Here is a 25,747-nt window from a genome sequence, read left to right as displayed (position 1 = left end):
GTCCCGGCCGCGGCGACCACGGCGTCGACGGCGGCCCGCGACAGCGGCGCCCGGCCCAGGTTGGTGTGCACCACGACGCCGGTGGCGTTGAGGACCGGCCGCAGGCTGGACGCGGTGGTGGGCAGCGCGGCGACGGCGTGCTCGGCGACGCGTTCCGGCTCGATCTCCCCGGCGCGCGCCCGCCGCTGGGCGTCGGCGACCACGGACTTCACCAGCGCGCGGCCCAGCACCCGCTGGGCTTCGACCAGGCGAGGATCGGCGAGCAGTGTGTCGGTGCGCGGCACCCGCCGGCGCGGGTCGCTCATGCCGGTGCCGGGGGAGTATGGCGGAGGCGGACGGGAATCGAACCCGCCAGCGGCAGCGTCTGCCGTTCGACGGTTTTGAAGACCGCGCCGGTCACCAGACCGGACACGCCTCCTCGGACCATGCCGACAATTATGTATCCGTGACCTACCGACTGACCCAGTACGCCCACGGCGGCGGCTGCGCGTGCAAGATCCCGCCCGGCGAACTGGAGGAGGTGGTTCGGGGGCTGGGGGCGGGCGCGCCGCGCGACCCGGCCGGCGAGCTGCTGGTCGGGCTGGAACACGGCGACGACGCGGCGGCGGTGCGCATCGCCGATGGCACCGCGCTGATCGCCACGACCGACTTCTTCACCCCGGTGGTCGACGACGCCTACGACTGGGGCCGCATCGCGGCCACCAACGCGCTGTCCGACGTGTACGCGATGGGCGGGCGTCCCGTCGTCGCGGTGAACCTGCTGGGCTGGCCGCGCGACGTGCTGCCCTTCGAGCTGGCGGCCGAGACGCTGCGCGGCGGGCTGGACGTCTGCGCCCTGGCCGGCTGCCACCTGGCCGGCGGGCACAGCGTCGACGACCCCGAGCCCAAGTACGGGCTGGCCGTCACCGGGATCGCGGACCCGAACCGGTTGCTGCGCAACGATTCCGGCAAGCCAGGCACCCCGCTGTCGCTGACCAAGCCGCTGGGTGTCGGCGTGCTCAACAGCCGGCACAAGGCCACCGGTGAGCGCTTCGAGCAGGCGATCGCGGCCATGACCACCCTGAATGCGGCCGCGGCCGCGGCGGCGCTGGCCGCCGGTGTCGAATGTGCCACGGACGTCACCGGATTCGGGCTGCTCGGTCACCTGCACAAGCTGGCGCGGGCCAGCGGCGTGACCGCGGTCGTCGACGCCGCGGCGGTGCCCTACCTGGAGGGTGCGCGGGAGGCGCTGGCGGCCGGCTACGTCAGCGGCGGCACGCGGCGCAACCTCGACTGGGTGGCCCCGCACGTCGACGTGTCCGCGGTCGGCGAGGACGACGCCCTATTGCTCGCCGACGCGCAGACCTCGGGCGGGTTGCTGATCGCGGGCGAGATCCCGGGTGCGCCCGTCATCGGGGAGCTGGTGCCGCGCGGCGAGCACACGATCGTGGTGCGCTGACCGGCCGGCAGTTTGCGCCGCGGGCGTTACGCCCGTGACGAATCGGGTAATCCTGGCGGTATGACGAATTTTGGCTACACTCTCATGACCGAGCAGAGTGGACCCAAAGACCTTGTGCGGCAGGCTATTTCAGCCGAAGAGCGGGGCTTTGACTTCGAGGTTTGCAGCGACCACTTCTCCCCCTGGCTGATGTCGCAGGGGCACGCGCCCAACGCCTGGACGGTGCTGGGCGCGGTGGCGCACGCCACCGAACGGGTGGACCTCTACACCTACGTGACGTGCCCCACCATGCGCTATCACCCGGCCGTCGTCGCCCAGCAGGCCGCCACCGTGCAGATCCTCTCCGACGGCCGGTTCACCCTGGGCCTGGGCACCGGCGAGAACCTGAACGAGCACATCATCGGCCAGGGCTGGCCGACCGTCGAGCGCCGGCAGGACATGCTGCGCGAGGCGATCAAGATCATCCGCGAGCTGTTCGGCGGCCACCTGGTGAACTTCACCGGCGACTACTTCCGGGTGGACTCCGCCCGCCTGTGGGACGTGCCGGAGGTTCCGGTGGGCATCGCGGTGGCGATGGGCGGCACCAAGGCCATCGAGAAATTCGGCCGGCTGGCCGACCATTTCGTCGCGGTGGAACCCGACGGTGAGCTGGTGGACGCCTGGCACGCCGCGCGGCAGGCCGCCAACCTCGCCGGCGGCGGCCGCGTCGTCGGCCAGATCCCGGTGTGCTGGGACCCGGACCGCGACGTCGCCATCCAACGCGCCCACGACCAGTTCCGCTGGTTCGCCGGCGGCTGGAAGGTCAACGCCGACCTGCCGACGCCGGCCGGTTTCGCCGGCGCGACCCAATTCGTCCGCCCCGAGGACGTCGCCGGTTCCATCCCCTGCGGGCCCGACCTGGATGCTTTCGTCGAGGCCGTCCGGCCCTATTGGGAGGCCGGATTCACCGACGTGGCGCTGGTTCAGGTGGGCGGGGAGTCGCAGGACCTCTTCCTGTCCGAGGCCGCCGAGCCTTTGCTTGCCGCGCTGCGGAAGGCAGCAAACTAATCCGACGTTTGACCGGTGACCGCCCGGGTATCCGGCTGCAATCGTGCGCGCCCGCGTGCGGGCCGGTGTGGCGCGCGGATACCGGCTGGCAGCGCGATTACCCGTTAACCAGCAAAGCGGCCGTCTTCCAGCGACTTTGCCCGACATGTGTTCGCCGTAAGGCAAGGAGAGTTGACGATGGGCGATCGATCCGCCAGCACCACGTCCGCGTTGGTCAAGGCACTCAGCGGCGCGAGCTTCGGGCTGGGGGTGAGCGAGTTGGTGGCCCCCAACAAGGTTGCTGCGCTCGCCGGTGTCGACGACACCGCCCGGTCGCGCCGGGTCATCCGCGCGCTGGGCGCCCGCGAATGCGGCCACGGCGCGGCGCTGTTGGCCGGCCCCGGCAGGCTGGTGTGGACCCGGGTGGCCGGCGACGTCTTGGACGTGGCGCTGTTGGCGGCCGGGGTGGCCGCCCGGGGCCCGGGCCGACGGCGCCGGGGCGTCATCTCGGCCGTGCTGCTCACCGGCATCGGGGGGCTGGACCTCTACACCGCGTTGCGCACGGTCGGCGGCGGCGGCCGGCACCTCAACGGGGCCCGGCACCGGACCCTGCGCGCCGCGGTCACCGTGCGGCGCCCGCCCGAGGAGGTCTACCGCTTCTGGCGCGACCTGGAGAATCTGCCCCGCTTCATGCACCACCTGAAGTCGGTCACCCCCGCCGCCGACGGGCAGTCGCACTGGGTCGCCAACGCCCCGGCGGGACAGTCGGTGCGGTGGGACGCGCAGGTCACCGAGGACGAACCCAACAGGCGGATCGCGTGGCAATCGCTGCCCGGCTCGGCGATCGAGAACGGCGGCAGCGTCGAATTCACACCGACCGCCACCGGCGACGGCACCGAGGTCCGCGTCGGCATCGGCTACCACATCCCCGGCGGCCTGTTCGGCAAGGCGGCGGCCACCCTGTTCGGTGAATCCCCCGACCAGCAGGTCAACGACGACCTCCGCCGCTTCAAGCAGATCCTCGAGACCGGCCAGGTGCTGCGCTCGGACGGATCCCCCGAGGGGACGGCCTCGGCCCGCCAGATGCACCAGCAGCCCGCGCAACCGAACGAAGGAGCAAGCGCATGAAGGCCACCGTTTGGGCGGGCCGCAACCGCGTCCAGGTCGAATCGGTTCCGGACCCCAAGATCCTCAACGACCGTGACGCGATCGTGCGCATCACCTCGACGGCGATCTGCGGGTCGGACCTCCACCTGTACGACGGCTACATCCCCACCGTGAAGCGCGGCGACGTGCTCGGGCACGAGTTCATGGGCGAGGTGGTGGAAGTCGGCAAGTCCGTCGGCAACCTGGCCGTCGGTGACCGGGTGGTGGTGCCGTTTCCGATCGCGTGCGGGGCATGTTCCGCCTGTCGGCGCGACCTGTACTCGTTGTGCGAGAACTCCAACCCGAACGCGGGCATCGCCGAGAAATTCATGGGCCACTCGCCGGCCGGCCTGTTCGGCTACTCGCACATGCTGGGCGGATTCGCCGGCGGCCAAGCCGAATACGCGCGGGTGCCGTTCGCCGATGTGGGACCGTTGAAGATCGAGGACGACCTGACCGACGAGCAGGTGCTGTTCCTGTCCGACATCCTGCCCACCGGCTACATGGGCGCCGAGATGTGCGACATCACCCCGGGTGACGTCGTCGCGGTGTGGGGGGCCGGCCCCGTGGGCCTGTTCGCGATCATGAGCGCGTATCTGTTGGGGGCGTCGAAAGTCATTGCCGTCGACCGCGTTCCGTACCGGCTAGAGCTGGCCGAGAAGATCGGCGCCACACCGGTCAACTTCGCCGAGACTTCGGTTCTCGAGGAGCTGCGCGACATCACCGCCGGGCGGGGCCCCGACCATTGCATCGACGCCGCCGGCATGGAAGCGCGCAGCGGCTCGAGACCGGTGGACGCCTACGACCGCGTCAAGCAGGCGGCCCGGCTGGAAACCGAACGGCCGCATGCGATTCGCGAGGCCGCGATGAGCTGCCGCAACGGCGGCACCCTGTCGATCGTCGGGGTGTACGGCGGCCTGATGGACAAGTTCCCCATCGGCGCCGTGATGAACCGATCGCTGACCATCAAGACCGGGCAGTGTCACGTGCATCGCTACATGCGCCCCCTGCTGGAGCGGATCCGCAAGGGCGACATCGACCCGACCATCATCGTCAGCCACCACCTCACCCTCGACCAGGCGGCGCACGGGTACGAGATCTTCAAAAACAAAGAGGACCGCTGCACCAAAGTCATCCTGAACCCGACGTAGCCGAGGATTGGTGAAGGGAAATAGCCATGGCAAATGAATTGGAAGGCAAGAAAGTCGCGATTCTGGCGGCCGACGGCGTGGAGAAGGTGGAACTCGAACAACCGCGGGCGGCGCTCACCGACGCGGGCGCACAAGTCGAGCTGCTTTCGCTCAAGGCCGGCGAAATCCAGGCCCGCAACCACGATCTCGAGCCGGCCGGCACCTTCAAAGTCGACCGGGCGGTGTCGGACGTCGCGGTGGCCGAATTCGACGGGCTGGTGCTTCCGGGCGGCACCGTGAACCCGGACAAACTGCGGATGGATGATTCCGCGGTCCCCTTCGTGCGCGACTTCGTCACCTCCGGAAAACCGGTCGCCGCGATCTGTCACGGCCCGTGGACGCTGGTGGAAGCCGGTGTGGCGGAGGGTCGGACACTCACCTCGTATCCGTCGATCCGCACCGATCTGCGCAACGCGGGCGCCAATGTGGTGGACGAGGAGGTCGTCGTCGACGGCAATCTGATCTCCAGCCGCTCACCGAAGGACCTTCCCGCCTTTTGCGCGGCCATTGTCGAGCAATTCGCCCATGCGCCTGCGAGTTAGCGGAGAACGGCCTTTCCCCACGCCGTTTGAAGCCATCGGTTTGCGGGCATTACACAGGCCATGCAGTGATCGCCCCGGCGATCTGTCGAAAGGCCAAAGTTGACCACAACATATCCAGGACCCGCTGTCTCGGCCGCCGCCAACGTTTATCGGCCGCAAGACGATTCCTGCCTGCTGGTGGAGGTGATGCGGGAAAGCTCGCTCATTCCGGGACGACGCGTTCTCGACCTGTGTACGGGTAGCGGATTCGTCGCGATCGCCGCCGCCGAATTGGGCGGCGCGGACGTGACCGCCTTCGACATCTGCCCGCACGCGGTGGGCTGCTCCCGCGGGAACGCCGCCGCCGCCGGCGTCGACGTCGACGTCCGGAGGGGGACGTGGAGCGACGCCCTGGACTGCGCGCCCTTCGACGTCGTCGTGTCGAATCCGCCGTACGTGCCGACACCGCCCGACGGTGACACGGAATACATCAGCCCCGCCGCGGGGCCGTCGTGGGCGTGGAACGCCGGACCCGACGGCCGGATGTTGCTGGATCCGCTCTGTGAGGCGGCGCCGAAGTTGCTGTGCGACGGCGGGTCCCTGCTGCTCGTGCACTCGGCGCTCGCCGGCGTCCAACAGTCGCTGGATTCGTTGAAGTGGGCCGGCATGGACGCGAAAGTCGTTGCCTCGAAATGGATACCGTTCGGCCCGGTGATGACGGCGCGGGCGCGCTGGCTGGAAAGCGTCGGCTTGATCCCCCGCGGTCGCCGCGAAGAGGAGCTGATCGTGATCCGGGCGGACAAGCGGTGAGCGCCACCCGGGTGCAGGTGGTCCCGGGCGGGCCGGTGCTGGTGTCCGGCCCGGTGCGCATCGAGATGCCCAACGGGGAGGTCGTGGAGTCCGACCGGTTCATGGTGGCGATCTGCACCTGCCGGCGCAGCGAGAAGTATCCGCTGTGCGACACCAGCCACCGCAGGTGCCGGAACCTGGGGCGTCGCGCCGCTAGTCCAGCGCGCTCCGCAACGACGTCCGATCCTGCTCCCACGACGCCATAATCGCGTCCGCCAACCGGTTTTCGACCGCGGCGTGCGCGCGGATTCCGAACACCACGTCGCGATCGAGCTGCGGCTCGCGGGCGACCAGGTCGCCGACCACGTCGATGCGCACGACGTGCTCGTGCACCGCGTCGGCCTCGACATGCTCGGCGTAGAACTCGATGCAGGCCGCCGGCGCCCCCATCCGCTGCAGCGCCCGCACCATCCGCCGGGATCCCGGCGGGGAGGTGATCTCGGTGGACGCGAAGTGCCCGATCGCCGCGCCGCGCAGCTCGCGGTGCAGGCCGAAGAGCGACATCAGGTTGACCGCCGCCAGCGCCTCGGCGGTCACGACCTCCGCGTACGCCAGATAGCCGGTGTCGAGGTTGGCGGCCGCCATCAGGTCGGCGAACAGCTGCTGGTGCAGGCGCGGGCCCTGCCCGGCGCCGTATTCGTCGAATTCGACTGCCACGAAAGCCGCTTTGGCGACGCCCATCAGCCGCGGGATCGCCCACGCGTGCGGGTCGCCCTCCTTGAGGTGATACACCGACCGGTGCACGAAGTATTCACGCATCTGCTGCCAGGTCCCGGTGTCGCGCAGGTAGTACGACGGGCCCGTGCCGTCGGCCGGCTCGGCCGCGATGGCGTCCATTTCCGCGGCCGCCGTCTGGTCCGGGGCGATGGGCCCGACGTCGCGGCGCACGCCCGCCAAAAAGACGCGTTCCAGTTCGCCGCGCAGCGCCAGCAGCGCCGGATTCCACTCCCAGCTGGGGTCCACGCCCGCGAAGCCGCGGTAGTGCAGCTCGTAGCACATGCACAGCGCCAGCTGCAGATCCAGTCCGTAGGGATCCGAATCCCTAACGGAAGCCCCGATCCTGGTGAGGTGGTCGTGTGACGGCGGCCCGATGAGAGCGCGACGAACGGCGGTCGACAGCGGCCCATGGGCCGCCGGCAGGGCGGGTTCGGTCGTGATTGATGCGCGGGTCACGCCCTCGACTACCCGGTATCCGGGGGCGACAAACGGTGTGGCGTCACGCCGGTAGGGCCCCATCCGGCAGCCGAAACGTGATGTCGGCGGTCGTGCCGGTGGGCGCAGGGTCGAGGTCGACTGCGCTGCTGAGCGCCCTCATCAGCAACAACCCGCGGCCGCCGTTGTCCGGGTCGGCGGCCGGCGTCTTCCACGAGCCCTGATCGGTGATCCGGGCCCGGATTTCCCCTTGGGCGAGTTCGGCGTCGAGCACCATCGTGCCCAGGCGCTGTCCGGAGTAGGCGTGCTCGACGCAGTTCGTGCAGGCCTCGTTGACGACCAGCACGATGTCGGCGGCCGATTCGTCCGGCACGCCCGCGGTGCGCAGCCAGTCGGCCAGCCGATGCCGGATGCCGACCAGCCGCTCCGCGCTGGCCTCGGTTTCGATCCGGAGCGGGGATTGGTGATGCCGGTAGACCACCATCGCCACGTCGTCGTCATACCCCGCCGGGGGAGCCAGCTCACGCAGCACCGCGTCGGCGACCGAATCCAGCGGCAGCGCCGTCGTCTTCACCAGAACCGCTGCGGCGCGGGCGATTCCGTCGTCGATGGACTCGTGTTTGCGCTCCACCAGCCCGTCGGTGAACAGCATCAGGGTGGAGCCCGGCGGCAAGACGCGGCTGCTCTGCGGGCGCGGTTGCGGGCGGCGGACCGCGAGCGGGACCGACGCGGCGTCGGTCAGCATCGCGATCGTGCCGGGTTCGGGCCCGACGAGCACGGCGGGCATGTGGCCGGCGTTGCTGTACTGCAAGACCCCGGATTCGGTGTCCAAGACCGCCAGAAAGACGGTGGTGCAGTAGGCATTCGGGATGAGCGACGCCGCCGAGTCGAGTTGCTCGAGCAACAGCGCGGGCTCCGCACCGTTGATCAGCAGCGCGCGCGCCGAGCTGCGCAGCTGGCCCATGACCGCGGCCGCCGGCAGCCCGCGACCCACGCAGTCACCGACGACGATGCCGATGCGGTGATCGCCGATCGGCAGCACGTCATACCAGTCGCCGCCGATCTCCAGCGGCGGGACCGCGGGCTCGTAGCGCACGACGAACCCGGGCGGGGGCTGCATCGTCGGCAGCAGCGCGCGCTGCAACGTCAGCGCGGTCTCGCGGGCGGTCTCGAATTGGCGGACATGCTGCATCGCCAGGCTGAGGTGGCCGATGAGGACGGTGACCAGGAGCCGGTCCTCGGCGCTGACCCAGCGCGGCGTGCGCAGCTCGAGCCACAACGCCAGGTCGCCCGCGCCGGAGAGCACGGCCACCAAACCCTGTGCCTTGCCGGGCTTCTCGGGCCGCTCGACCGTCCTGGCGGTCAGCGGCAGCTGATGGCGCGCGTCTTCGAACGTGTGACGCAACCACGGATCCAGCCCGCGCCAGGATGTTTGAGACGCCTCGCCCGCAACCTGGACGATCGGTTCGCCCTCGCCGTTCGGCCAGGAGATCGCGACCACCCGTTGCACGTCGATGGCCGTGCTGCATTCGGCGAGGGTGATGGACAGCAGCTCGTCCACGCTCTTGGCCACCGCCACCGCCGTCGCCAACCGCAGGACGGCGCTCTCGCGCGCGGCGAAGGCCCGTTCGGCGGTGATGTCGCGGATGGTCCCCACGAAGACGCTTTGTTCGCTGCCGCTTCCGTGAACGGCGTTGATGCTCACCGTCACCCACACCAGGTGCCCGTCGTGGTGCCGGATCGGTGTCTCATACGCGGTGGTGCCGATGCTCTGGACCAGGGCCTGCTGCTGCCTTGCGCCCTGTTGGTCGACCAGCCACGGATGTGGCCACCGGTAGGGCAGGCCCTCGGCCGGATAGCCGAGTATGTCGATCAGCGCGTTGTTCATCTCGATCACGGCGCCCCGGTGATCGGCGACGAAGAACCCCTCCTGCAGCGAATTGACCAGCGCGGTGCGGAATTTGTCGCGGTCGGCCAGCCCCTCGGCGCGGGCCCGCTCGCGCGCGTAGCGCCTGGTGCCGTCCAAGAATCCGCGGGTGGCGACGTCGAGCGGGACGAGCATCTGCAACAGGAACTCCAGCGCGATCGGCGCGTCGATTTGGACGTCCTCGGCGACTTCGAGGATCAGCTGGACGTGGCGCTCGATGATCGCGAGGAGGCTGACCTCTTCTTGCAGGGCCCGCCGCCCGAGCTCGTACGCGACGGCCAGGCTGTCCTCGTCACGCGCCCGCAGGTAGGTGCGCAACGCCGCGGCGTACTGGGCGTGGAAGTCGTCGTCGCTCATACGGAGACTCCCCGATGACGGGCGGTCAGCACCATCGCGTCGTCGGTTTCCTTGGCGTCCTTGCCGAGCAGCTCTTCGGCTATCACGACGGCGGAGGCCGAGAAGTCGACGTGGTCGAGGTAGTCGCCGGCGATCCCGTCGGTGCTCATCACCAGCAGGTCCCCGGGGCGGATCGAAACCACCTGCGCCGGAAGGACTTCCGGGATGCGGTAGCCGACGATGCCCGCGGTCAGCCGCGCGCTGGAGCGGATCTGGACGCCGGTCGCGGACTTGGCCACCAGGTCGGCCGTGACGTTGCCGACTCCCGTCCAGGTCAGGGTGTTGGCCGCGAAGTCCACCCGCGCCAGGGTCATCGCGACGCCCCGGGTGCCCTCCAGCACCCGGTGGCAGAGCTGGACGAGGACTTCGAGCCGTTCGGAGCCGGAGCGGGTGACGGCGTCGATGGCGCGCAACGCGGCGGTTGCCGCCTCCGGTCCGTGGCCGAGGCCGTCCACCACCCCGAACAGCGCGGCCTCGCCGTCGACGTCGACCGCGAGGCCCCGGTCGCCGGAGATGTACTCGCTGGGCAGCGGGCGACCCGCCCGTGCCCATTCGATCGGCCCGATGCGGCCGTTCTCATGCACGGGGCGGCACCCATTTCCACATTTCGACGACCGTCCCCCGACCGGGCTCCGACTCGACGAACAACCTGTCCATCAGCCGGCGCGAACCGGGCAGGCCCATCCCCAGCCCCCGGCCGGTCGAATAGCCGTCCTCCATCGCCCGCTCGACGTCGGCGATGCCGGGTCCCTGGTCCTCGGCGCGCACCACCAGGGCCTTGCGCCCTTCCCGGTCGGCCACGAACACCCGAACGGCGCCGCGACCGGCGTAGCTGGTGATGTTGCGCGCGATCTCGGAGATCGCCGTGGCGATCATGGTGACGTCGGTGAGGGAGAATCCCAGATCGAGTGCGAGTTGGTGTCCCGCCTTGCGGGCGTCGACGATGTCGTCGGGGTGGTCGATGTCGACGACGATGTCAGCCCCCACCGTCGCGCCCGATCGTTGGTTTACGCTGTCCCAGTTGGCGATTCAGCAGGGCCAGGCCCTCCTCGAGGTCCAGCGCCGTGTTCATGTCGTCGAAGGCCAGGCCCAGCTGGACCATCGCGAAGGCCACCTCCGGCTGCAGGCCGACGATGACGGTGTCCGCGCCGCGCAGCCGGGTCATGTGCGCGATCGTCCGCAGCGATCGGGCCGCGAAGGAGTCCATCACGTCGATGGCGGTGACGTCGACGATGATGCCCTGCGCGCGGAACTGGCTGACCCGCTCCATCAGGTCGTAGCGGAGCCGCTCGGCGTCGGAGTCGCTCAGGGCTGCCTGCACCGAGGCGATCAGGATCGCACCCTGTTTGAGGATCGGTACCGGCATGGGGCCTCGCGTTCCTGATGTCTAGCCGGTCTGCTCGCCGGTGCGCGAGACCTCGTAGCCCAGCAGCCGCTCGGCCTCCTCGATGCCGCCCTGCAGGTCGCCGACGGCGTTCATCTTCGACAGGTCCAGGCCGATCGTCACCAGCGTCAGGGCGATCTCCGACGACAGGCCGGTGATGATCACGCTCGCGCCCATCAATCCGGACGCGTCGACGGTCTGCACCAGGTGGTTGGCCACCGTGGAGTCGATGGTCGGCACACCGGTGATGTCGATGACCACCACCTTCGCGCGGTTGGCGCGGATGGCCCGCAACAGTTGCTCGGTGACCTGGCGGGCGCGCTGGCTGTCCAGCACGCCGATGATCGGCAGGATCAGCAGCTGTTCGCGGACCTGCAGGACCGGCGTCGACAGCTCGCGGATCGCCTCCTGCTGCTGGCGGATGATGCGCTCGCGTTCCTGCACGAAGCTGACGGCCACGGTGTTGGCGATCCGGTTGGCCGCCGGTTCGTAGGCGTCCAGCACCCGGTTGAGCATCTCGAACTCGGTCTGGTACTTCTCGAACAGCGAGCGTGCCAGCACGTCGCGCAGCAGCAGCACGATGCCCACGACCTCGTCGGTCTCCACGCCGCGGGGAATGATGCGTTCGGACAGGTCACGCGCGTAGGCCTGCAGTGCCTCGACGCTGCCGGTCTCGAGCACCTCCACGTAGTTGTCGTAGACGGCCGTCGCCTCGGAGAACAGTTCTTCCGGTGTCATCGCGGTGAGCAGTTCGGCCTCGGTGATCCTGCGCGCCCATTCCTCGCGCAGGACGGTCCGGTTCTGCCGAAGATGCTGGACGAGCTGTGGTAGCAGGCCCTCGCTGGAGATGCTGATCGCCTGCGCGGTGGCACCCGCGCCGCTGAACTCCGCCGGCGAATGTGACATCTGGCCTCCCGACTGCCGGTCCGGGCCCCGCCCCGTGCAGGCTCGATTTTGCGAGACTAGCGTGGGTTGTCGCGGGGCAGGTGTTGAGGGCATATTCTTCTCGCAGTTCGCAACGCAGGCTAGGCTTGCACCACACTTAAAGCCCAGGACAAAGGACCGCCATTGTCAGCTCCCGATTCGATTACCACGTTGGTCGAGGACCATGATGGGGTGTCCGTGGTCAGCGTCAGCGGCGAAATCGATTTGGTCACGGCGCCGGCGCTCGAGCAGGCCATCGGCGCGGTGGTTGCGGACAATCCGGCGGCACTGGTGATCGACCTGTCCGCGGTGGAGTTTCTGGGTTCGGTGGGGCTGAAGATCTTGGCGGCGACGTATGAGAAGCTGGGCAACGCGACGGGGTTCGCGGTGGTCGCGCGGGGTCCGGCGACTCGGCGGCCGATCCACCTGACCGGGCTGGACAAGACCTTCCCGCTGTACCCGACGCTGGACGACGCGCTGACCGCGGTGCGGGACGACAACGTCAGCCGCTAGCCCGTCGCGCGGCGCAATGCCCCTTGGGCGCCAACGTGTTTGGCCGAATTGCCGGCGTCGCCGCGCGGACATGGATTCCCCATCGCCGGGCCCGGAATTCACTGCGTATCGCACAAGCCGGTAGTCACTGTCGCGGCCCGGCCGGCGAAACGGCGCCGGCGCACGCGGCGGGTGCGATGATCACGGCCATGGATGTCGACAATCCCCAAGACGACCAGCGGTGGAACAGCCGCGAGCGTGGGGAAACCGAACTGCAACGGCTGGACCGCAATTGGAACAGCCTGCTGCAGGAGCTGCGCGTGGTCCAGACGGGCGTGCAGCTGCTCACCGGATTCCTGTTGACGCTGCCGTTCCAGCAGCGTTTCGACATCCTCGCCCCGTCGATGCGCAGCCTGTATCTCGCGACGGTGGCATGTTCGGTCGGCGCAACGGTGCTGCTGATCGCCCCGGTCGCCATGCATCGCCTGCTCTTCCGGCGCCACCGCCTCAAGGTGCTGGTGTCCGCCGCGCACCGCTGCGCGTATGCCGGGCTGGCGCTGCTGGGCATGGCGCTGACCGGGGTCACCATCATCGTGTTCGCCGCCGTGGCCGGCAACCGCCCGGGCCTGGTCGCGGGTACGTGCGCGGTGGTGCTGTTCCTGCTCTTCTGGTCGCTGCTACCGCTGCTGCTGCGGACCCGCGGCATGTAGCGCGAGCTCGGCGATACTGGTCTCGTCGAGATGGTCGAGCAGGTCTTGCGGATCGGCGAATATCGGTGACGCGCCCGCCGCCTGCAGCTCCTCGCGCGCGATGCCGCCGCTGAGCAGCCCGATGCACGCCAATCCGGCTCCGGACGCGGCATGGGCGTCCCAGACGGCGTCCCCGACGAACACGGCGTGGTCGGCGTCGACCCCGGCGCGGTCCAGCGCGACCTGCACGATGCCGGGCTCGGGCTTGGCGGTGTCGACGTCGCGCGACGAGGTCATTGCGGAGATGACGTCGTCGCAGTCGAGGACCTTGCGCAGGATCTCCAGCTCGTCGTCGGGCGCGGAGGTGGCCAGCACCACCTGCAGGCCGAGCTCGGCCACGCGGCGCAGGAGCGCGCGGGCCCCGGGCAACGGCGCGAGCAGCGAGGTGCTCTCCCGGTAGTAGCGGCTGTGCCCGTCGCTCAGGCGCTCCTGGACCTCGTCCGGGGCGTCACCGGAGAGGGTGCGCACCAGCGTGGAGCCGTCCATGCCGATGCAGCGGTGGATCTGCCAGGCGGTCACGGGCAGCCCCTCGGCGTCGAAGGCGCGCAGCCACGTGTAGACGTGCAGATAGTTGGAGTCGACCAGGCTTCCGTCGACGTCGAACAGGACGGCGGGTTTCATCTGCGCGGCATACCCACGCCGGGCCCGGCTGACACCGGGGCATCGTCTCGTTTGGGTTCGAAGGCGGCGGGTAACCGCCGTGGTGGTCCGCGAGACGGTTGCGGTTCTCTAGTAGCGGGATGGCCCTGTTGGTGCGGCGTCCCGACCGGCAGGCCGCCAACCGCGCGAATCACCCCGGCAGACAATACTTCTCGCGAGGAGTGACGTTGGATTTCCGCAAACCTGACCCGGTCGATCACCAACGGACCGCCCGTCGGCACGCGGGCGAAACCGTCACCTACGGCGCGAACGCGCCCGGCCTGGCCGGTTCGGCCGTCGCGGTGGTTGCCCTGACCGTGGGCTTGTTCGCGTTGGCGACGGGTCACGCGGCGGCGGGCTGGACGGCCGTGGTGCTGGCCGCGGTGCTGGGCGCCGCAAGCGCGGTCTGGTTGGTGCGGACGCACCGTCGGGTGCGCGAGACCGAACTTGCCTGGCACGCCGCCAATTCCGACGAGCCCGCCCCGCCGCCGACCAGCTGAGCGCTGTGAGCTAACGAACACCGGCCGGCGGTCGGGTGCCCACAGGGACGTTTGAAAGCGCCGCTGACCGGGTAAAAGCGGATCATGGTCGCGCCAGTTTCGTTGCGAGCAGCAAACTACCCAGCCGAGCACGCGCCGGAGTTTCCGGTACTCGGACTCGTCGCCGTTGGGGTCTGGGCGGTCAGCCTGGCGATCGGTTTGGTCGAGCTGCTGCTGGGGCACGAAGGTGTCGCGATCGCGGCGCTGCTCGTGTCCGTCATCGCGCCGTGGCTGGGGCTGGCGCTGGCCCATTACCCGTCCGCCGTCAAGCGGCTGCGGCGCCTCGAGCCGCGGCGGCCGAACTTTTTCGGACCCACCGGTGTAACCCGCGCCTGAACGGGGTACTGCCTGCGCCAACGGGTGGGTACAGGAAAGTGCGTCAGCCCGGCTCATCAGCAGGAAGGAACCGCCATGCCGACCGCAAGCGACTATGACGCACGCCGGGTCTCCGACACCGAAGCCCCGGACAAATCGGCGATTCGCGAGCTAGCACCGACGTTGCAGGGACCCGCCACCGCCGTGGTCGACGAGGATCCCAACGACGTGCACTTCTTCGAGCTGCCCGGCGCCGACCTGTCCGGTGAAGAGTTGTCGGTGACGGTGATTCCTCAGCAGTCCGACGAGTTCACCTGCTCCAGCTGCTTTTTGGTGCAGCACCGCAGCCGGTTGCGCAGCTCGAACGCGGGCGTGTCCATCTGCGCCGACTGCGCGTAGCGCCGCTGAACCGCTGGGGCACAGGCCCATTCAGGCCTGCGCCCATTCGCGTTCGCACACCGCGCAACGCCGGATGACCATGGCCCAGCCCGGTTCGTCCCGGGTGGCTCCGCGGATCAGGTGGGCGGAGTTGTCGCCGCAACCGGGGCAGAGGCAGACGGCCCGGTAGGGCTCCGCGGCCTGGTCCGCCATCAGGCGGAGATTTTCCGCGCGGGAGAACGGCACGATCGCCAGCGGCTCGGGGCGGGCCGGGGGGTGCGGATTGTCGAACCACAACAGGCAGCAGGTCACCGTCGCCACCGCGGTGAAGACGGCCAAAATCATCGTGGGGATGTCCCAGGGCCAGTTCGGCGGGATGGGCGTCACCACGAGCACCACCAGCGACCCGCAGACCAGAAAGCCGATGACGGCGCCGGGCTTGGCAAACCGGTAGCCCCCGACGTTCAGGGCTTCCCACGCGCGAATCTCCTGCTGCCGCTGGGCGATCTCGGCCAGGGTGGGGTGGCGGCACGGCACCGCCGCCGGGCGACCAGCAAATTTTGTCGCCGTCCGGCCAACCCCGCGCGGCTTCCCCTGCCCGGACGACGGGCTCACCACGCCATGCGGGAAAAGCTTAATGGCAAAGCCGCGGCGCCGCAGTGTCAAGCTCTGCGGCCGGCCGCCATGCCAGCTAACACAACCGGGTCGGGGTGGCGGGATTTGAACCCACGGCCTCTTCGTCCCGAACGAAGCGCGCTACCAAGCTGCGCCACACCCCGCTTGAAGCTCCGACAGCCTATCGCACCGGCCCGTCGGCTGGCCAAACCGCGGGGTGGCCGGTCACTGCCACAGACAGGAGCGCTCGAACTCCACCAGCTCCGCGGCGGGGCCGCTGGTGTCGAGACCCTGCGCGCGGACCCACTCGTCGTCGAAGAAGGTGTCCAGGTAGCGCTCGCCGCTGTCGGCGAGCAGCGTGACCACCGAACCGCCGCGCCCCTCGGCGACCATCTCGGCGAGCAGGCCGAAGGCGCCCCACAGGTTGGTGCCCGTCGAGGGCCCCACCCGGCGTCCCAGGACGGCGCTGACGTGGCGGGCGGCGGCGATGGAGGCCGCGTCGGGCACCGCCACCATGCGGTCGACCACGCCGGGCAGGAACGACGGTTCGACCCGCGGCCGGCCGATGCCCTCGATCCGGGACGAGGTGGACATGACGATGTCGTAGCGGTCCTCGGCGTAGGCGGGGAAGAACGCGGAGTTCTCCGGGTCGACGACGCACAACCGGGTCGCGTGCCGCCGGTAGCGGATGTAGCGGCCGATCGTCGCGCTGGTGCCGCCGGTGCCCGCGCCGACCACGATCCACGCCGGAATGGGGTGGGTCTCCTCGCCCATCTGCTCGAAGATCGACTCGGCGATGTTGTTGTTCCCCCGCCAGTCGGTGGCGCGTTCGGCGTTGGTGAACTGGTCCAGGTAGTGCCCGCCGGTGTCGCGGGCGACGCGTTCGGCCTCGGCGTACACCTCGGCCGAGTTCTGCACGAAATGGCAACGGCCGCCCTGGGCTTCGATCAGCGCCACCTTGGACGAGCTCGTCGACGCCGGCATCACCGCGACGAACGGCAGGCCCAGCAGGGCCGCGAAGTAGGCCTCCGACACCGCCGTCGACCCCGACGAGGCCTCGACCACCGTGGTGCCCTCGTTGATCCACCCGTTGCAGAGCGCATACAGAAACAACGAGCGCGCCAGCCGGTGCTTGAGGCTGCCGGTGATGTGTGTGGTCTCGTCCTTGAGGTACAGCGCCACGTCGACGTCTGAGCCGTTTCCAGCCCACGCCTCCGGCAGGGGGTAGCGCAGCAGGTGCGTGTCCGCGCTGCGGCGGGCGTCGGCCTGGATCAGCCGGACCGCGTCGTCCGTCCAGCACCGCGCGCGGCTGCGGACCGCGATGCGGGTCCGCTCGGTCAACGCACCGAAACTGTCGGCTGCGAACGGCTCAGGTCGCTGGCCGAATCGCGACCGCCCATCGGGGTGGCGATCAACGTCAGCAGGGTGGCCTCGGGCCGGCAGCAGAACCGCACCGGCGCGAACGGCGAGGTGCCGATCCCGGCGGAGACGTGCAGCTGCAGGTGGGCACCCCACCGGGACGGCCCCTTGGCGCGGGAGCGGTCCAGTCCGCAGTTGGTCACCAGGGCGCCGTAGACCGGCAGGCAGACCTGCCCGCCGTGGGTGTGGCCGGCCATCACCAGCTGGTAGCCGTCGGCGGCGAAGCGGTCCAGCACCCGCGGCTCGGGCGAATGGGTCAGCCCGAGGCGCAGATTGGCGGCCGGGCTGGCCGGGCCCGCGATGGTCTCGTAGCGGTCCCGGTCGATGTGCGGGTCGTCGACCCCGGCGGCGGCGACGTGCAGGCCGGTCACCTCGAACTCGCGCCGCGTGTGGGTGAGGTCGAGCCAGCCGCGCTCGGTGAAGGCGGCCCGCAGATCCTGCCAGGGCAGCGGCTCGCCGCGGACCCGGTGCGACGGGTTGAGCACGTAGTTCAGCGGGTTCTTCAGGCGCGGCCCGAAGTAGTCGTTGCTGCCGAACACGAAGACGCCCGGGCGCGACAGCAGATCCCCGAGGGCCTGCACCACCGCGGGCACCGCCTTGGGGTGGGCCAGGTTGTCGCCGGTGTTGACCACCAGGTCGGGTTCCCAGTTGCTCAGCTCGCGCAGCCACGCCTGTTTGCGCCGCTGGCCGGGCAGCATGTGCAGGTCGCTGATGTGCAGCACCCGCAGCGGCGTGGAGCCCGGCGTCAAGACCGGCATGGTGATCTCGCGCAGGACGAAGGCGTTGCGCTCGACGACGGCGGCATAACCGACGGCGGCGGCGGCCGAACCGAGCGCGGCGGCGCCGGCGCGAATCAGCGTGGGCAGCGCCCCGCGGCGACGCGGTCCGCGCAGCGGAGCGCGAAGAAGGGGGGCCATGGAGCTTGCATCAGCCATGCTGGCAGCCTACTGCCGGTTGCGCTTTGGCAACGTAAAGCTTGCGCGGCGGCGTCCAAGGTTGCGGCTACGGGGGCGGTTGCCCCGGCGGGGGTGGCGGCGGCGCCAGCAGCGGGATGGTGATCGGGGGCAGCCCCGGGATCTCCACCACCTGCGACCCCACCGGCGGTGGCGCGCCCTCCGGCGGTGGCGGCGGCGCCGGCGGGATGCCGTTGCTGACCTGGATGGTGATGATCGAGCCCGGAATGGTCGCGCCGCTCGGCGTGGTTCCGACCACCTCGCCCTGCTTGGCGCTACTGTTGACGAAGTTGCTCTGGTCGGCGACCTGGAAGCCCGCCTCCTTGAGCCGGGTGCGCGCGGCCTCGATGTCGAGGCCGGCGACGCTGGGCACCCGCGACCCGGGCGACCCGTCGACGTAGCGGGGATCGGTCGGCGGCAACTGCACCGGCCCGAAGCTGGTGGCGATCGGCTTCATCGCCGTGAACCAGGTGCGCGCCGGCTCGTTACCGCCGTACAGATTGCCGTCGCTGCAATGGCGCAGCGGCGACGAGCACAGGTCCGTCGGCGTCGTCGAGTCGTCGTAGATGTAGTTGGCCGCCGCGTAGTGACTGGTGAACCCCACGAAGCCCGACGAGCGGTGCGCCTCGGTGGTGCCCGTCTTGCCCGACACCGGCAGCGTCCAGCCCGCGGCGCTGGCCGAACCGGCCGCCGTTCCGCCGCCCACCGCGTCCTTGCTCATCGCGTTGGCCAGGGTGTTCGCCAGCCCTTCGGGCACCACCTGATCGCACGTCTCGGTAGTCACGGCCACCTCGTTGCCGTGCCGGTCGATCAGCTTGTCGACCGGGTTCGGCGGGCACCAGGTGCCGCCGGAGGCCAGCGTGGCCGCGACGTTGGACAGCTCCAGCGCGTTCACCTCGATGGGGCCCAGCGTGAACGAGCCGATGTTCTGCCGTTTGACGAAGTCGGCCAGGCTCTCGTTGCTGTCGGGGTTGTAGTCCCGCGCGGTCCCGGGCTCGGCGTAGGACCGCAGGCCCAGCTTGATCGCCATGTCCACCGTGCGCGTCACCCCGACCTGCTGAATCAGCTTGGCGAACGCGGTGTTGGGCGAGGTGGCCAGCGCCTCGGTCACGTTCATCGAGCCGCGGTAGTTGCCGGCGTTGACCACGCACCAGGTGTCCTTGGGGCAGCCCTTGGCCCCGCCGCTGCCCATGCCCTTGGCCTGGAAGCGCCCCGGAACCTCCAGCGTGGCGTTGATGCCCATCCCCATGTCCAGCGCCGCCGCCGTGGTGAAGATCTTGAAGACCGAACCCGCGCCGTCGCCGACCAGCGAGAAGGGCTGCGGCCGCATGGTTTCCCCGGCGTCGAGGTTCAGGCCGTAGGTCCGGTTGCTGGCCATCGCCATCACCTTGTGCGACGTCTTGCCGGGCTGGATCACGCTCATCACGCTGGAGATGCCCGGCAGGGTCGGGCTGGCGAACTGGTCGATGGCCGACTTGACCGGGACCTGCACGTCCGGGTCGAGCGTGGTGCGGATCAGGTAGCCGCCGCGGGCCACCTGTTCCTTGCTGATGCCCGCGCGCGACAGGTACTCCTGGACGTAGTCGCAGAAGAACGCGCGGTCGCCCGCCGCGATGCAGCCGCGCGGCAGCTCGTTCGGCTGCGGCAGCACGCCCAGCGGGGTGGCCTTGGCCGCGCGCAGCGCGTCGGCTTCCTGCGGAATGTTCTCGATCATGGTGTCCAGCACCAGGTTTCGCCGTGCCAGCGCGCCCTCGGGGTTGGTGTAGGGGTTGAGCGCGCTGGTCGACTGGACCATGCCCGCCAGCAGCGCCGCCTGCTGCCAGTTCAGGTCAGAGGCGTTGATGCCGAAGTACGTCTGCGCCGCGTCCTGCACCCCGAACGAACCGTTGCCGAAGGAGACCAGGTTCAGGTAGCGCGTCAGGATCTCGGGCTTGGTAAAGGTCTTGTCGAGGGTGAGCGCCATCCGGATCTCGCGCAGCTTGCGCGCCGGGGTGGTCTCCACGGCGGCGCGCTTCTCGGCGTCCGTCTTCGCCGTCACCAGCAACTGATAGTTCTTGATGTACTGCTGCTCGATGGTGGAACCGCCGCGGGTGTCCACGTCGCCGCGCGCATAGCCGGCCAGGCCGGTCAGCGTGCCCTTCCAGTCCACCCCGTTGTGGTCGGCGAACCGCTTGTCCTCGATGGAGACGATCGCCAGCTTCATCGTGTTGGCGATCTTGTCGCTGGGCACCTCGAACCGGCGCTGCGAGTACAGCCAGGCGATGGTGTTGCCCTTCGCGTCGACCATCGTCGAGACGGCGGGCACCTCGCCCTCGAGGAGCTGGGCCGAGCCGTTGGCGACGACTTCGGAGGCCCGGTTGGACATCAGCCCCAGTCCGCCCGCGAACGGAAACATCAGCGCCGTGGCGACGACACCGGCCAGCAAGCAATATCCCGCAAGCTTGAGGATCGTGAGGGAAGCCGGGGGGCGGTCTGACATGGCTACTACAGTAGCGGCCGCCCGTCACGCCGCCACGCTGCGCGTTCACCGACTTTTTGGGCTTGCGCTCGGGCGCGGTGGGCGGGATAAAATTTGCGCGTGCGTCAGCGGGCAGTGCCCCCGCACGTGTGCTAGATCACTACTTCCCTTACCGTTCTGAGACGAGACGGCACGCCCGTCCCAAAAAAAGCGTTATCGGACTGTTGCGCAATTGGCAGCTGACCACCTAACTTAGACACACGGTGAGATTCAGGTAACACCGATGTACACAGTGTGGCGTAGATCGCAGGTGTGGATCTGCACCCCAGGAGGGCGGCCGCGAGGGCGGCCGGTAGGGAAGGGAACAGTTCGTGTCAGGAACACGGCCTGCGGCGCGTAGGACAAACATTGCGGCCGCACAAGGGGTACTCCGCAGCGTTGATGCCGAGGAACGGATCGCCTGGGTTTCCAAAGCACTGTGCCGGACCACGGACCCGGACGAGCTTTTCGTTCGGGGGGCCGCCCAACGCAAAGCCGCCGTCATCTGCCGGCACTGCCCGGTCATGCAGGAGTGCGGCGCGGACGCACTGGACCACAAGGTTGAGTTCGGCGTCTGGGGCGGCATGACCGAGCGTCAGCGCCGGGCGCTGCTCAAGCAGCACCCCGAAGTGGTGTCCTGGGCGGACTTCTTCGACAAGAGGAGAACCCGCAGCGTCGGCTGACCCAGCGGTTCGCCGGGGCCCCTAGCGCAGGGGCCCCCGGGCCGCGGCCCGGGGCGCGTCGTCGCCGGCCGGAGCGATCTGATCGGCGAGCGCCCGCAGCGCTTCGAGGTCCGAGACGTCGAACGGCAACGACGGCACCCCGATGACGGACACGTGCGGGTTGGCCCCGGTAAACCGCGACAGCAACCTGATTTCCCGCTTGGCGGTCTGCGCGCGCTCGGCGTGAATCGTGAGCACGGCCGCTGCCAGCGACGCCGCCTCGGAATCGGGCTCGGCCGCCAGCGTCTCGGTCCCGTCGATCGCCCGCTCGGCGGGCAGCGAACACAGCGTCGGGTGGGTGCGATTCAAGACCAGGCCAGCCAGCGGCATGTCCTCCTGAGACAGCCGGTCGACGAAGAAGGACGCCTCGCGCAGCGCGTCGGGTTCGGCGGCCGACACCACGACGAATTGCGTACCGCGCCTTTTCAGCAGCGCGTAGGTGCGATCCGCCTTCTCCCGGAAGCCGCCGAAGGTGGCGTCCAGCGACTGCACGAAAGCCGCCGCGTCGCTCAACATCTGCGAGCCGAGCACGGTGGACATCGCCTTCATCGCCAAACCCATTGCGCCGGTGACCAATCGGCCGATACCCCGGCCGGGCGCGAGCAGCAGCCGCCACAACCTGCTGTCCATGAAACTGCCCAGGCGCTTGGGCGCGTCCAGGAAGTCCAGCGCGTTGCGCGACGGCGGGGTGTCGACCACCACCAGGTCCCACCGGTCCTCGGCCAGCAGCTGGCCGAGCTTCTCCATCGCCATGTACTCCTGCGTGCCAGCCAGCGAGCTGGCGACCGTCTGATAGAACTGGTTGTCCAGAATCGCTTGCGCGCGACCGTTTCCGGAGTACTGGAGCACCATCTCGTCGAACGTGCGGCGCATGTCGAGCATCATCGCGTGCAACTCGCCGCGGACCTCGGGCGCCAGGGGCACCCGCTGCGGGGTGTTGCCGAGGTCGTTGACCCCCAGCGCCTGGGCCAGCCGCTTGGCCGGGTCGATCGTCAAAACGCAGACGTTGCGGCCGTATTCGGCCGCGCGCAACGCCATCGCCGCCGCGGTGGTGGTCTTGCCCACCCCGCCGGCGCCGCAGCACACCACCACCCGGTTGCTGGTGTCGGCCAGGATCGCGGCCATGTCGAGCCTGCTCGGTGTGGTACTCATCGAACCCCCTGCTGGGCAAGCGATTCCGAAAGCTCGTAGAGGCTTCCGAGGTCGACGCCGTCGGAGATCGCCGGCAGCTCGAGCCGCGGCACCCGCAACGCGTCCAGTTGCTGGGCGATCTCGGCGCGTGCGGCGATGACGGTCGCGTGCTCGATGGTCTCGGTCAGCAGCCCGGCGAAGTCGGCGTCGTTCAGCTTGATCCCCGCCATCTCCAGCCCCGCCCGCACCGAGTCCGCGTCCACGTGCCCCTCGGCGGCCTTCGCCAGGTCGGCGGGCTGCAGATGCGAGGCGATGTTGCGATTGACGATCACGCTGCCGATCGGCAGCTCCATCTCGGCGAGCTCCTCGATGGCTTCCAGCGTCTCCTGCACCGGTAGCGCCTCCAGCAGGGTGACCAGGTGGATGGCGGTCTGCTCGGAGTGCAACAACTTCACCACCCCTTCGGCCTGCCCGTGCACCGGCCCGCCCTTGGCCAGGTCCGACACGGCCTTGGTGACGTCCAGGAAGCGGGCGATCCGCCCGGTCGGTGGCGCGTCGACGACCACCGCGTCGTAGACGGGGTTCTTGGCCCCCTTGTTCAGGCGCACCACCGATTCCTTGATCTTCCCGGTGAGCAGCACGTCGCGCAGGCCCGGCGCGATCGTCGTCGCGAACTCGATCGCGCCGATGCGGCGCATCGCCCGCCCGGCGATGCCGAGGTTGTAGAACATGTCCAGGTACTCCAGGAACGCGGCCTCGATGTCGATCGCCAGCGCGTTGACCTGACCGCCGCGTTCGGCGGTCGCGATCTTGACCTCCTGGTAGGGCAGCGGCGGGACGTCGAAGAGCTGCGCAATGCCTTGCCGCCCTTCGACTTCCACCAGCAGCACCTTGCGGCCGCCGGCGGCCAGGGTCAGTGCCAGCGCGGCCGCAATGGTCGACTTGCCCGTGCCGCCCTTCCCGGTGACGAAGTGCAGGCGGGCTTTCGACAGCCGCGCCGGCCAGCCGACGGCGCCACTGCCGCTCGATGTGTTTGCCACCTTCGCATGCTAGCCCGACCGGCGCGCGGCCCCCGGGCAGGCCAGAAGCCGTTCACGTCCGACCGATAAGCTCGCGCCATGAGCCAACCGACCGCATGGGAATACGTCACGGTCCCGCTGCTGACGCACGCCACCAAACAGATTCTCGACCAGTGGGGTGCCGACGGCTGGGAGCTGGTGTCCGTGTTGCCCGGGCCCACCGGCGAGCAACACGTCGCGTATCTGAAGCGCCCCAAGTAGATGACGGCGTCGGCCCGGCTCGCGCAACTCGGTGTCACGCTTCCCGAGGTGGTGGCGCCGCTCGCCGCCTATGTGCCCGCGGTGCGGACGGGCAACCTGGTCTACACCGCGGGCCAGCTGCCGATGCAGGCGGGCCAGCTGGCGGTGACCGGCAAGGTGGGGGCCCAGCTCGGCCCCGAAGAGGGCAAGGCGATGGCGCGGATCTGCGCGCTCAACGCCCTGGCGGCCGTCGATTCGCTGGTGGGCATCGACGCGGTGACCCGCGTGGTCAAGGTGGTCGGCTTCGTCGCATCCGCTCCCGGCTTCAACGGCCAGCCCAGCGTCATCAACGGGGCTTCCGAGCTGCTCGCCGAGGTGTTCGGCGACGACGGCGCGCACGCGCGGTCGGCCGTCGGGGTGTCCGAGTTGCCGCTGGACGCGCCGGTGGAAGTGGAGCTGATCGTGGAGGTCGGCTCACGACCGTGACCGAGGCACCCGAGTCGCCGAGCCATCCCGCCTACGGCAGGCTGCGGGCGGTCACCGACACGGCCTCGGTGCTGCTGGCCGACAACCCCGGATTGCTGACGCTGGAGGGCACCAACACCTGGGTGCTGCGCGGCCGGGGCAGCGACGAGCTGGTGGTGGTGGACCCCGGGCCCGACGACGCCGAGCACATCGCCCGGGTCGCCGGGCTGGGCCGCGTCACGCTGGTGTTGATCAGTCACCGGCACGGCGACCACACCGACGGCATCGACAAGCTCGTCGAGCGGACGGGCGCCACGGTGCGATCGGCGGGCAGCGGGTTCCTGCGCGGCCTCGGCGGCCACCTCACCGACGGCGAGGTGATCGACGCGGCCGGCCTGAAGATCAAGGTGATGGCCACGCCCGGCCACACCGCCGACTCGTTGTCGTTCGTGCTGGAAGACGCCGTGCTCACCGCGGACAGCGTGCTGGGCCGCGGCACCACCGTCATCGACAAGGAAGACGGCAGCCTGGCCGCCTACCTGGAATCGTTGCGGCGGCTGCGCGGCCTGGGCGCGCGCACGGTGCTGCCCGGTCACGGGCCGGACCTGCCGAACCTGCAGGCCGTCGCGTCGGGCTACCTGATGCACCGGCACGAACGGCTCGAGCAGGTGCGTGCGGCGTTGCGCGACATCGGGGACGACGCCACCGCGCGCCAGGTCGTCGAACACGTCTATCTAGACGTCGACGAGAAACTCTGGGACGCGGCCGAATGGTCCGTTCAGGCGCAGCTGGACTATTTGCAGCGAGGCTGAAAATCCGCAGGAGAAGTGCGAGTAACGGCCTGCGAAATTACAGGCTCGACGCAATTTTCTCCCCGCGCTTAGCGCGCTCGGCGGGCCAGCCTTTCGGAATCCGAAATCAGCACGCTCTTGCCCTCCAGCCGGATCCAGCCGCGGTGGGCGAAATCGGCGAGCGCCTTGTTCACGGTTTCCCGGGAGGCGCCCACCAGCTGGGCGATCTCCTCCTGCGTCAGGTCGTGGGTGACGCGCATCGCGCCGCCCTCCTGGGTGCCGAAACGCTGGGCGAGTTGCAGCAGCTGCTTGGCCACCCGGCCCGGCACGTCGGTGAAGATGAGGTCGGCCAGGTTGTTGTTGGTGCGGCGCAGCCGTCGGGCCAGCACCCGCAACAGCTGCTCGGCGATTTCGGGGCGGTCGGCGATCCACGCCCGCAGCGCGTCGCGGTCCATCGACACCGCGCGCACCTCGGTGATGGTGGTCGCGCTGGAAGTCCGTGGGCCCGGGTCGAAAATAGACAACTCGCCGAACATGTCCGACGGGCCCATGATCGTCAGCAGGTTCTCCCGGCCATCGGGCGAACGACGGCCGATCTTCACCTTCCCCGAGACGATGATGTACAGCCGGTCGCCCGGCTCGCCTTCGGCGAAGACCGTGTGGCCACGGGGAAAGTCGACGGGTTGCAGTTGCTTGGTCAGCGCGGCTACCGCGCTGGGCTCAACCCCTTGGAAGATTCCTGCCCTTGCCAGGATCTCGTCCACATTGCCTCTTCAGATTTCCAATGAATGGTGATACGGGCAGGTTAATACCGTGCTCGCGTGATGAGT

General features: G+C 69.5%; 30 protein-coding genes, 2 tRNA genes and 1 pseudogene. 16 read left to right on the top strand and 17 right to left on the bottom strand.

Annotated elements, in window-relative coordinates:
* Positions 1-305: pseudogene (locus tag HMPREF0591_RS01715) on the bottom strand (L-selenocysteinyl-tRNA(Sec) synthase); the annotation flags it as partial.
* Between the two features lie 18 nt (positions 306-323).
* A tRNA-Sec gene (locus HMPREF0591_RS01710) sits at positions 324-418 on the bottom strand.
* Between the two features lie 27 nt (positions 419-445).
* Here HMPREF0591_RS01710 and selD point away from each other — a divergent pair.
* The 7 genes from selD (at position 446) to HMPREF0591_RS32065 (ending at position 6,376) form a co-directional block, all read left to right on the top strand.
* Positions 446-1,438: a selenide, water dikinase SelD gene (selD, locus tag HMPREF0591_RS01705; protein WP_007166659.1), complete on the top strand. Its 993-nt coding sequence runs from the start codon at positions 446-448 to the stop codon at positions 1,436-1,438.
* Between the two features lie 60 nt (positions 1,439-1,498).
* A complete protein-coding gene (locus HMPREF0591_RS01700; protein WP_007166658.1) occupies positions 1,499-2,485 on the top strand; it encodes an LLM class F420-dependent oxidoreductase in 987 nt (328 codons plus the stop codon).
* 177 nt (positions 2,486-2,662) lie between these two features.
* Entirely contained in the window at positions 2,663-3,592 is a 930-nt protein-coding gene (locus HMPREF0591_RS01695; RefSeq protein ID WP_007166657.1) for an SRPBCC family protein, read from the top strand.
* Positions 3,589-4,761 (top strand): zinc-dependent alcohol dehydrogenase, encoded by a 1,173-nt coding sequence (locus tag HMPREF0591_RS01690; protein ID WP_007166656.1) that lies wholly within the window; start codon positions 3,589-3,591, stop codon positions 4,759-4,761. The genes HMPREF0591_RS01695 and HMPREF0591_RS01690 overlap by 4 nt, the downstream gene beginning before the upstream one ends.
* Before the next feature lie 26 nt (positions 4,762-4,787).
* Positions 4,788-5,342: a type 1 glutamine amidotransferase domain-containing protein gene (locus tag HMPREF0591_RS01685; protein WP_007166655.1), complete on the top strand. Its 555-nt coding sequence runs from the start codon at positions 4,788-4,790 to the stop codon at positions 5,340-5,342.
* 99 nt (positions 5,343-5,441) lie between these two features.
* Positions 5,442-6,131, top strand: a complete 690-nt coding sequence (locus tag HMPREF0591_RS01680) for a HemK2/MTQ2 family protein methyltransferase (RefSeq protein ID WP_007166654.1) — start codon at positions 5,442-5,444, stop codon at positions 6,129-6,131.
* Positions 6,128-6,376 carry a CDGSH iron-sulfur domain-containing protein gene (locus HMPREF0591_RS32065; protein WP_007166653.1) on the top strand — a complete coding sequence of 83 codons (249 nt, stop codon included), beginning with the start codon at positions 6,128-6,130 and terminating at the stop codon, positions 6,374-6,376. The genes HMPREF0591_RS01680 and HMPREF0591_RS32065 overlap by 4 nt, the downstream gene beginning before the upstream one ends.
* Here HMPREF0591_RS32065 and HMPREF0591_RS01675 read toward each other — a convergent pair.
* The 6 genes from HMPREF0591_RS01675 to HMPREF0591_RS01650 are packed head-to-tail and all read right to left on the bottom strand — an operon-like array spanning position 6,324 to position 11,935.
* Positions 6,324-7,343: an iron-containing redox enzyme family protein gene (locus HMPREF0591_RS01675; protein WP_040621653.1), complete on the bottom strand. Its 1,020-nt coding sequence runs from the start codon at positions 7,341-7,343 to the stop codon at positions 6,324-6,326. The genes HMPREF0591_RS32065 and HMPREF0591_RS01675 overlap by 53 nt on opposite strands.
* A 43-nt stretch (positions 7,344-7,386) precedes the next feature.
* Positions 7,387-9,606: a SpoIIE family protein phosphatase gene (locus HMPREF0591_RS01670; protein ID WP_007166651.1), complete on the bottom strand. Its 2,220-nt coding sequence runs from the start codon at positions 9,604-9,606 to the stop codon at positions 7,387-7,389.
* Positions 9,603-10,229, bottom strand: coding sequence for a SpoIIE family protein phosphatase (locus HMPREF0591_RS01665; RefSeq protein WP_007166650.1), 627 nt, complete (start codon positions 10,227-10,229; stop codon positions 9,603-9,605). The genes HMPREF0591_RS01670 and HMPREF0591_RS01665 overlap by 4 nt, the downstream gene beginning before the upstream one ends.
* Complete coding sequence (locus HMPREF0591_RS01660) at positions 10,222-10,632, bottom strand: anti-sigma regulatory factor (RefSeq protein WP_007166649.1); 411 nt, start codon at positions 10,630-10,632, stop codon at positions 10,222-10,224. The genes HMPREF0591_RS01665 and HMPREF0591_RS01660 overlap by 8 nt, the downstream gene beginning before the upstream one ends.
* Positions 10,622-11,011, bottom strand: coding sequence for an STAS domain-containing protein (locus tag HMPREF0591_RS01655; protein WP_007166648.1), 390 nt, complete (start codon positions 11,009-11,011; stop codon positions 10,622-10,624). The genes HMPREF0591_RS01660 and HMPREF0591_RS01655 overlap by 11 nt, the downstream gene beginning before the upstream one ends.
* A gap of 21 nt (positions 11,012-11,032) precedes the next feature.
* Entirely contained in the window at positions 11,033-11,935 is a 903-nt protein-coding gene (locus HMPREF0591_RS01650; RefSeq protein WP_007166647.1) for an STAS domain-containing protein, read from the bottom strand.
* A gap of 162 nt (positions 11,936-12,097) precedes the next feature.
* Between HMPREF0591_RS01650 and HMPREF0591_RS01645 the strand changes: the two genes are divergently transcribed.
* Together HMPREF0591_RS01645 and HMPREF0591_RS01640 are read left to right on the top strand one after the other, a co-directional pair.
* Positions 12,098-12,466: an STAS domain-containing protein gene (locus HMPREF0591_RS01645; protein ID WP_007166646.1), complete on the top strand. Its 369-nt coding sequence runs from the start codon at positions 12,098-12,100 to the stop codon at positions 12,464-12,466.
* Between the two features lie 188 nt (positions 12,467-12,654).
* Positions 12,655-13,155: a DUF6328 family protein gene (locus tag HMPREF0591_RS01640; RefSeq protein ID WP_040621650.1), complete on the top strand. Its 501-nt coding sequence runs from the start codon at positions 12,655-12,657 to the stop codon at positions 13,153-13,155.
* Here the strand turns inward: HMPREF0591_RS01640 and HMPREF0591_RS01635 are convergent.
* On the bottom strand, positions 13,123-13,815 hold the full coding sequence (locus HMPREF0591_RS01635) for an HAD family hydrolase (protein ID WP_007166644.1): 693 nt from the start codon (positions 13,813-13,815) through the stop codon (positions 13,123-13,125). The two genes, HMPREF0591_RS01640 and HMPREF0591_RS01635, sit on opposite strands and share 33 nt — an antisense overlap.
* A gap of 119 nt (positions 13,816-13,934) precedes the next feature.
* Between HMPREF0591_RS01635 and HMPREF0591_RS01630 the strand changes: the two genes are divergently transcribed.
* From HMPREF0591_RS01630 to HMPREF0591_RS01620, 3 genes are all read left to right on the top strand, one after another.
* Positions 13,935-14,333 (top strand): MraY family glycosyltransferase, encoded by a 399-nt coding sequence (locus tag HMPREF0591_RS01630; protein ID WP_007166643.1) that lies wholly within the window; start codon positions 13,935-13,937, stop codon positions 14,331-14,333.
* An 84-nt stretch (positions 14,334-14,417) separates the two neighbouring features.
* Positions 14,418-14,708: a hypothetical protein gene (locus tag HMPREF0591_RS33380; protein WP_007166642.1), complete on the top strand. Its 291-nt coding sequence runs from the start codon at positions 14,418-14,420 to the stop codon at positions 14,706-14,708.
* 75 nt (positions 14,709-14,783) lie between these two features.
* Complete coding sequence (locus HMPREF0591_RS01620; RefSeq protein ID WP_007166641.1) at positions 14,784-15,086, top strand: DUF4193 domain-containing protein; 303 nt, start codon at positions 14,784-14,786, stop codon at positions 15,084-15,086.
* A gap of 30 nt (positions 15,087-15,116) precedes the next feature.
* On the opposite strand, the gene HMPREF0591_RS01615 is transcribed toward HMPREF0591_RS01620, so the two are convergent.
* The 5 genes from HMPREF0591_RS01615 to ponA2 all read right to left on the bottom strand — a co-directional run bounded on the left by HMPREF0591_RS01615 (position 15,117) and on the right by ponA2 (position 20,531).
* The gene (locus HMPREF0591_RS01615; RefSeq protein ID WP_007166640.1) at positions 15,117-15,602 is read right to left on the bottom strand and encodes a hypothetical protein; all 486 of its coding nucleotides are present in this window, start codon (positions 15,600-15,602) and stop codon (positions 15,117-15,119) included.
* 168 nt (positions 15,603-15,770) lie between these two features.
* Positions 15,771-15,844, bottom strand: a tRNA-Pro gene (locus tag HMPREF0591_RS01610).
* Positions 15,845-15,905: 61 nt separating this feature from the next.
* Positions 15,906-17,021, bottom strand: coding sequence for an L-cysteine desulfhydrase Cds1 (gene cds1 / locus HMPREF0591_RS01605; protein WP_007166639.1), 1,116 nt, complete (start codon positions 17,019-17,021; stop codon positions 15,906-15,908).
* Positions 17,018-18,016 (bottom strand): metallophosphoesterase, encoded by a 999-nt coding sequence (locus tag HMPREF0591_RS01600; RefSeq protein ID WP_083801921.1) that lies wholly within the window; start codon positions 18,014-18,016, stop codon positions 17,018-17,020. Before HMPREF0591_RS01600 ends, cds1 begins: the two co-directional genes overlap by 4 nt.
* Before the next feature lie 85 nt (positions 18,017-18,101).
* A complete protein-coding gene (gene ponA2 / locus HMPREF0591_RS01595) occupies positions 18,102-20,531 on the bottom strand; it encodes a transglycosylase/D,D-transpeptidase PonA2 (protein ID WP_007166637.1) in 2,430 nt (809 codons plus the stop codon).
* A gap of 350 nt (positions 20,532-20,881) precedes the next feature.
* Between ponA2 and HMPREF0591_RS01590 the strand changes: the two genes are divergently transcribed.
* Positions 20,882-21,232, top strand: coding sequence for a WhiB family transcriptional regulator (locus HMPREF0591_RS01590; RefSeq protein ID WP_007166636.1), 351 nt, complete (start codon positions 20,882-20,884; stop codon positions 21,230-21,232).
* A 21-nt stretch (positions 21,233-21,253) separates the two neighbouring features.
* On the opposite strand, the gene bagB is transcribed toward HMPREF0591_RS01590, so the two are convergent.
* Both bagB and bagA read right to left on the bottom strand, forming a co-directional pair.
* Entirely contained in the window at positions 21,254-22,423 is a 1,170-nt protein-coding gene (gene bagB / locus HMPREF0591_RS01585) for an ATPase BagB (RefSeq protein ID WP_007166635.1), read from the bottom strand.
* Positions 22,420-23,442: an ATPase BagA gene (gene bagA, locus HMPREF0591_RS01580; protein ID WP_007166634.1), complete on the bottom strand. Its 1,023-nt coding sequence runs from the start codon at positions 23,440-23,442 to the stop codon at positions 22,420-22,422. Before bagA ends, bagB begins: the two co-directional genes overlap by 4 nt.
* Positions 23,443-23,520: 78 nt before the next feature.
* Here bagA and sp36 point away from each other — a divergent pair, with 78 nt between their 5' ends.
* From sp36 to HMPREF0591_RS01570, 3 genes are read left to right on the top strand one after another with little or no spacing between them, the layout of a single operon-like run.
* Positions 23,521-23,682, top strand: coding sequence for a Sp36 family protein (gene sp36 / locus HMPREF0591_RS31880; RefSeq protein ID WP_007166633.1), 162 nt, complete (start codon positions 23,521-23,523; stop codon positions 23,680-23,682).
* Positions 23,683-24,147, top strand: coding sequence for a RidA family protein (locus HMPREF0591_RS01575; protein WP_007166632.1), 465 nt, complete (start codon positions 23,683-23,685; stop codon positions 24,145-24,147).
* Positions 24,144-24,938 (top strand): MBL fold metallo-hydrolase, encoded by a 795-nt coding sequence (locus HMPREF0591_RS01570; RefSeq protein ID WP_007166631.1) that lies wholly within the window; start codon positions 24,144-24,146, stop codon positions 24,936-24,938. Before HMPREF0591_RS01575 ends, HMPREF0591_RS01570 begins: the two co-directional genes overlap by 4 nt.
* Before the next feature lie 68 nt (positions 24,939-25,006).
* Here HMPREF0591_RS01570 and crp read toward each other — a convergent pair whose 3' ends face one another.
* A complete protein-coding gene (gene crp / locus HMPREF0591_RS01565) occupies positions 25,007-25,681 on the bottom strand; it encodes a cAMP-activated global transcriptional regulator CRP (RefSeq protein ID WP_007166630.1) in 675 nt (224 codons plus the stop codon).
* Positions 25,682-25,747: the final 66 nt, after the last annotated feature.

The organism is Mycobacterium parascrofulaceum ATCC BAA-614 (genome assembly GCF_000164135.1).
Lineage (GTDB): Bacteria > Actinomycetota > Actinomycetes > Mycobacteriales > Mycobacteriaceae > Mycobacterium > Mycobacterium parascrofulaceum.
Note: the sequence above shows the minus strand (reverse complement) of the source record. Positions and strands in the feature narration are given on the sequence as shown.

Bases quoted from the DNA above. Each gene is read 5' to 3' on its own strand.
- HMPREF0591_RS01700 (WP_007166658.1), top strand. From the start codon at position 1,499: ATGACGAATTTTGGCTACACTCTCATGACCGAGCAGAGTGGACCCAAA.
- HMPREF0591_RS01695 (WP_007166657.1), top strand. From the start codon at position 2,663: ATGGGCGATCGATCCGCCAGCACCACGTCCGCGTTGGTCAAGGCACTC.
- HMPREF0591_RS01690 (WP_007166656.1), top strand. From the start codon at position 3,589: ATGAAGGCCACCGTTTGGGCGGGCCGCAACCGCGTCCAGGTCGAATCG.
- HMPREF0591_RS01685 (WP_007166655.1), top strand. From the start codon at position 4,788: ATGGCAAATGAATTGGAAGGCAAGAAAGTCGCGATTCTGGCGGCCGAC.
- HMPREF0591_RS01670 (WP_007166651.1), bottom strand. From the start codon at position 9,606: ATGAGCGACGACGACTTCCACGCCCAGTACGCCGCGGCGTTGCGCACC.
- HMPREF0591_RS01655 (WP_007166648.1), bottom strand. From the start codon at position 11,011: ATGCCGGTACCGATCCTCAAACAGGGTGCGATCCTGATCGCCTCGGTG.
- HMPREF0591_RS01650 (WP_007166647.1), bottom strand. From the start codon at position 11,935: ATGTCACATTCGCCGGCGGAGTTCAGCGGCGCGGGTGCCACCGCGCAG.
- HMPREF0591_RS01640 (WP_040621650.1), top strand. From the start codon at position 12,655: ATGGATGTCGACAATCCCCAAGACGACCAGCGGTGGAACAGCCGCGAG.
- HMPREF0591_RS01635 (WP_007166644.1), bottom strand. From the start codon at position 13,815: ATGAAACCCGCCGTCCTGTTCGACGTCGACGGAAGCCTGGTCGACTCC.
- HMPREF0591_RS01630 (WP_007166643.1), top strand. From the start codon at position 13,935: ATGGCCCTGTTGGTGCGGCGTCCCGACCGGCAGGCCGCCAACCGCGCG.
- HMPREF0591_RS33380 (WP_007166642.1), top strand. From the start codon at position 14,418: ATGGTCGCGCCAGTTTCGTTGCGAGCAGCAAACTACCCAGCCGAGCAC.
- HMPREF0591_RS01620 (WP_007166641.1), top strand. From the start codon at position 14,784: ATGCCGACCGCAAGCGACTATGACGCACGCCGGGTCTCCGACACCGAA.
- HMPREF0591_RS01600 (WP_083801921.1), bottom strand. From the start codon at position 18,016: ATGGCCCCCCTTCTTCGCGCTCCGCTGCGCGGACCGCGTCGCCGCGGG.
- ponA2 (WP_007166637.1), bottom strand. From the start codon at position 20,531: ATGTCAGACCGCCCCCCGGCTTCCCTCACGATCCTCAAGCTTGCGGGA.
- bagB (WP_007166635.1), bottom strand. From the start codon at position 22,423: ATGAGTACCACACCGAGCAGGCTCGACATGGCCGCGATCCTGGCCGAC.
- sp36 (WP_007166633.1), top strand. From the start codon at position 23,521: ATGAGCCAACCGACCGCATGGGAATACGTCACGGTCCCGCTGCTGACG.
- HMPREF0591_RS01575 (WP_007166632.1), top strand. From the start codon at position 23,683: ATGACGGCGTCGGCCCGGCTCGCGCAACTCGGTGTCACGCTTCCCGAG.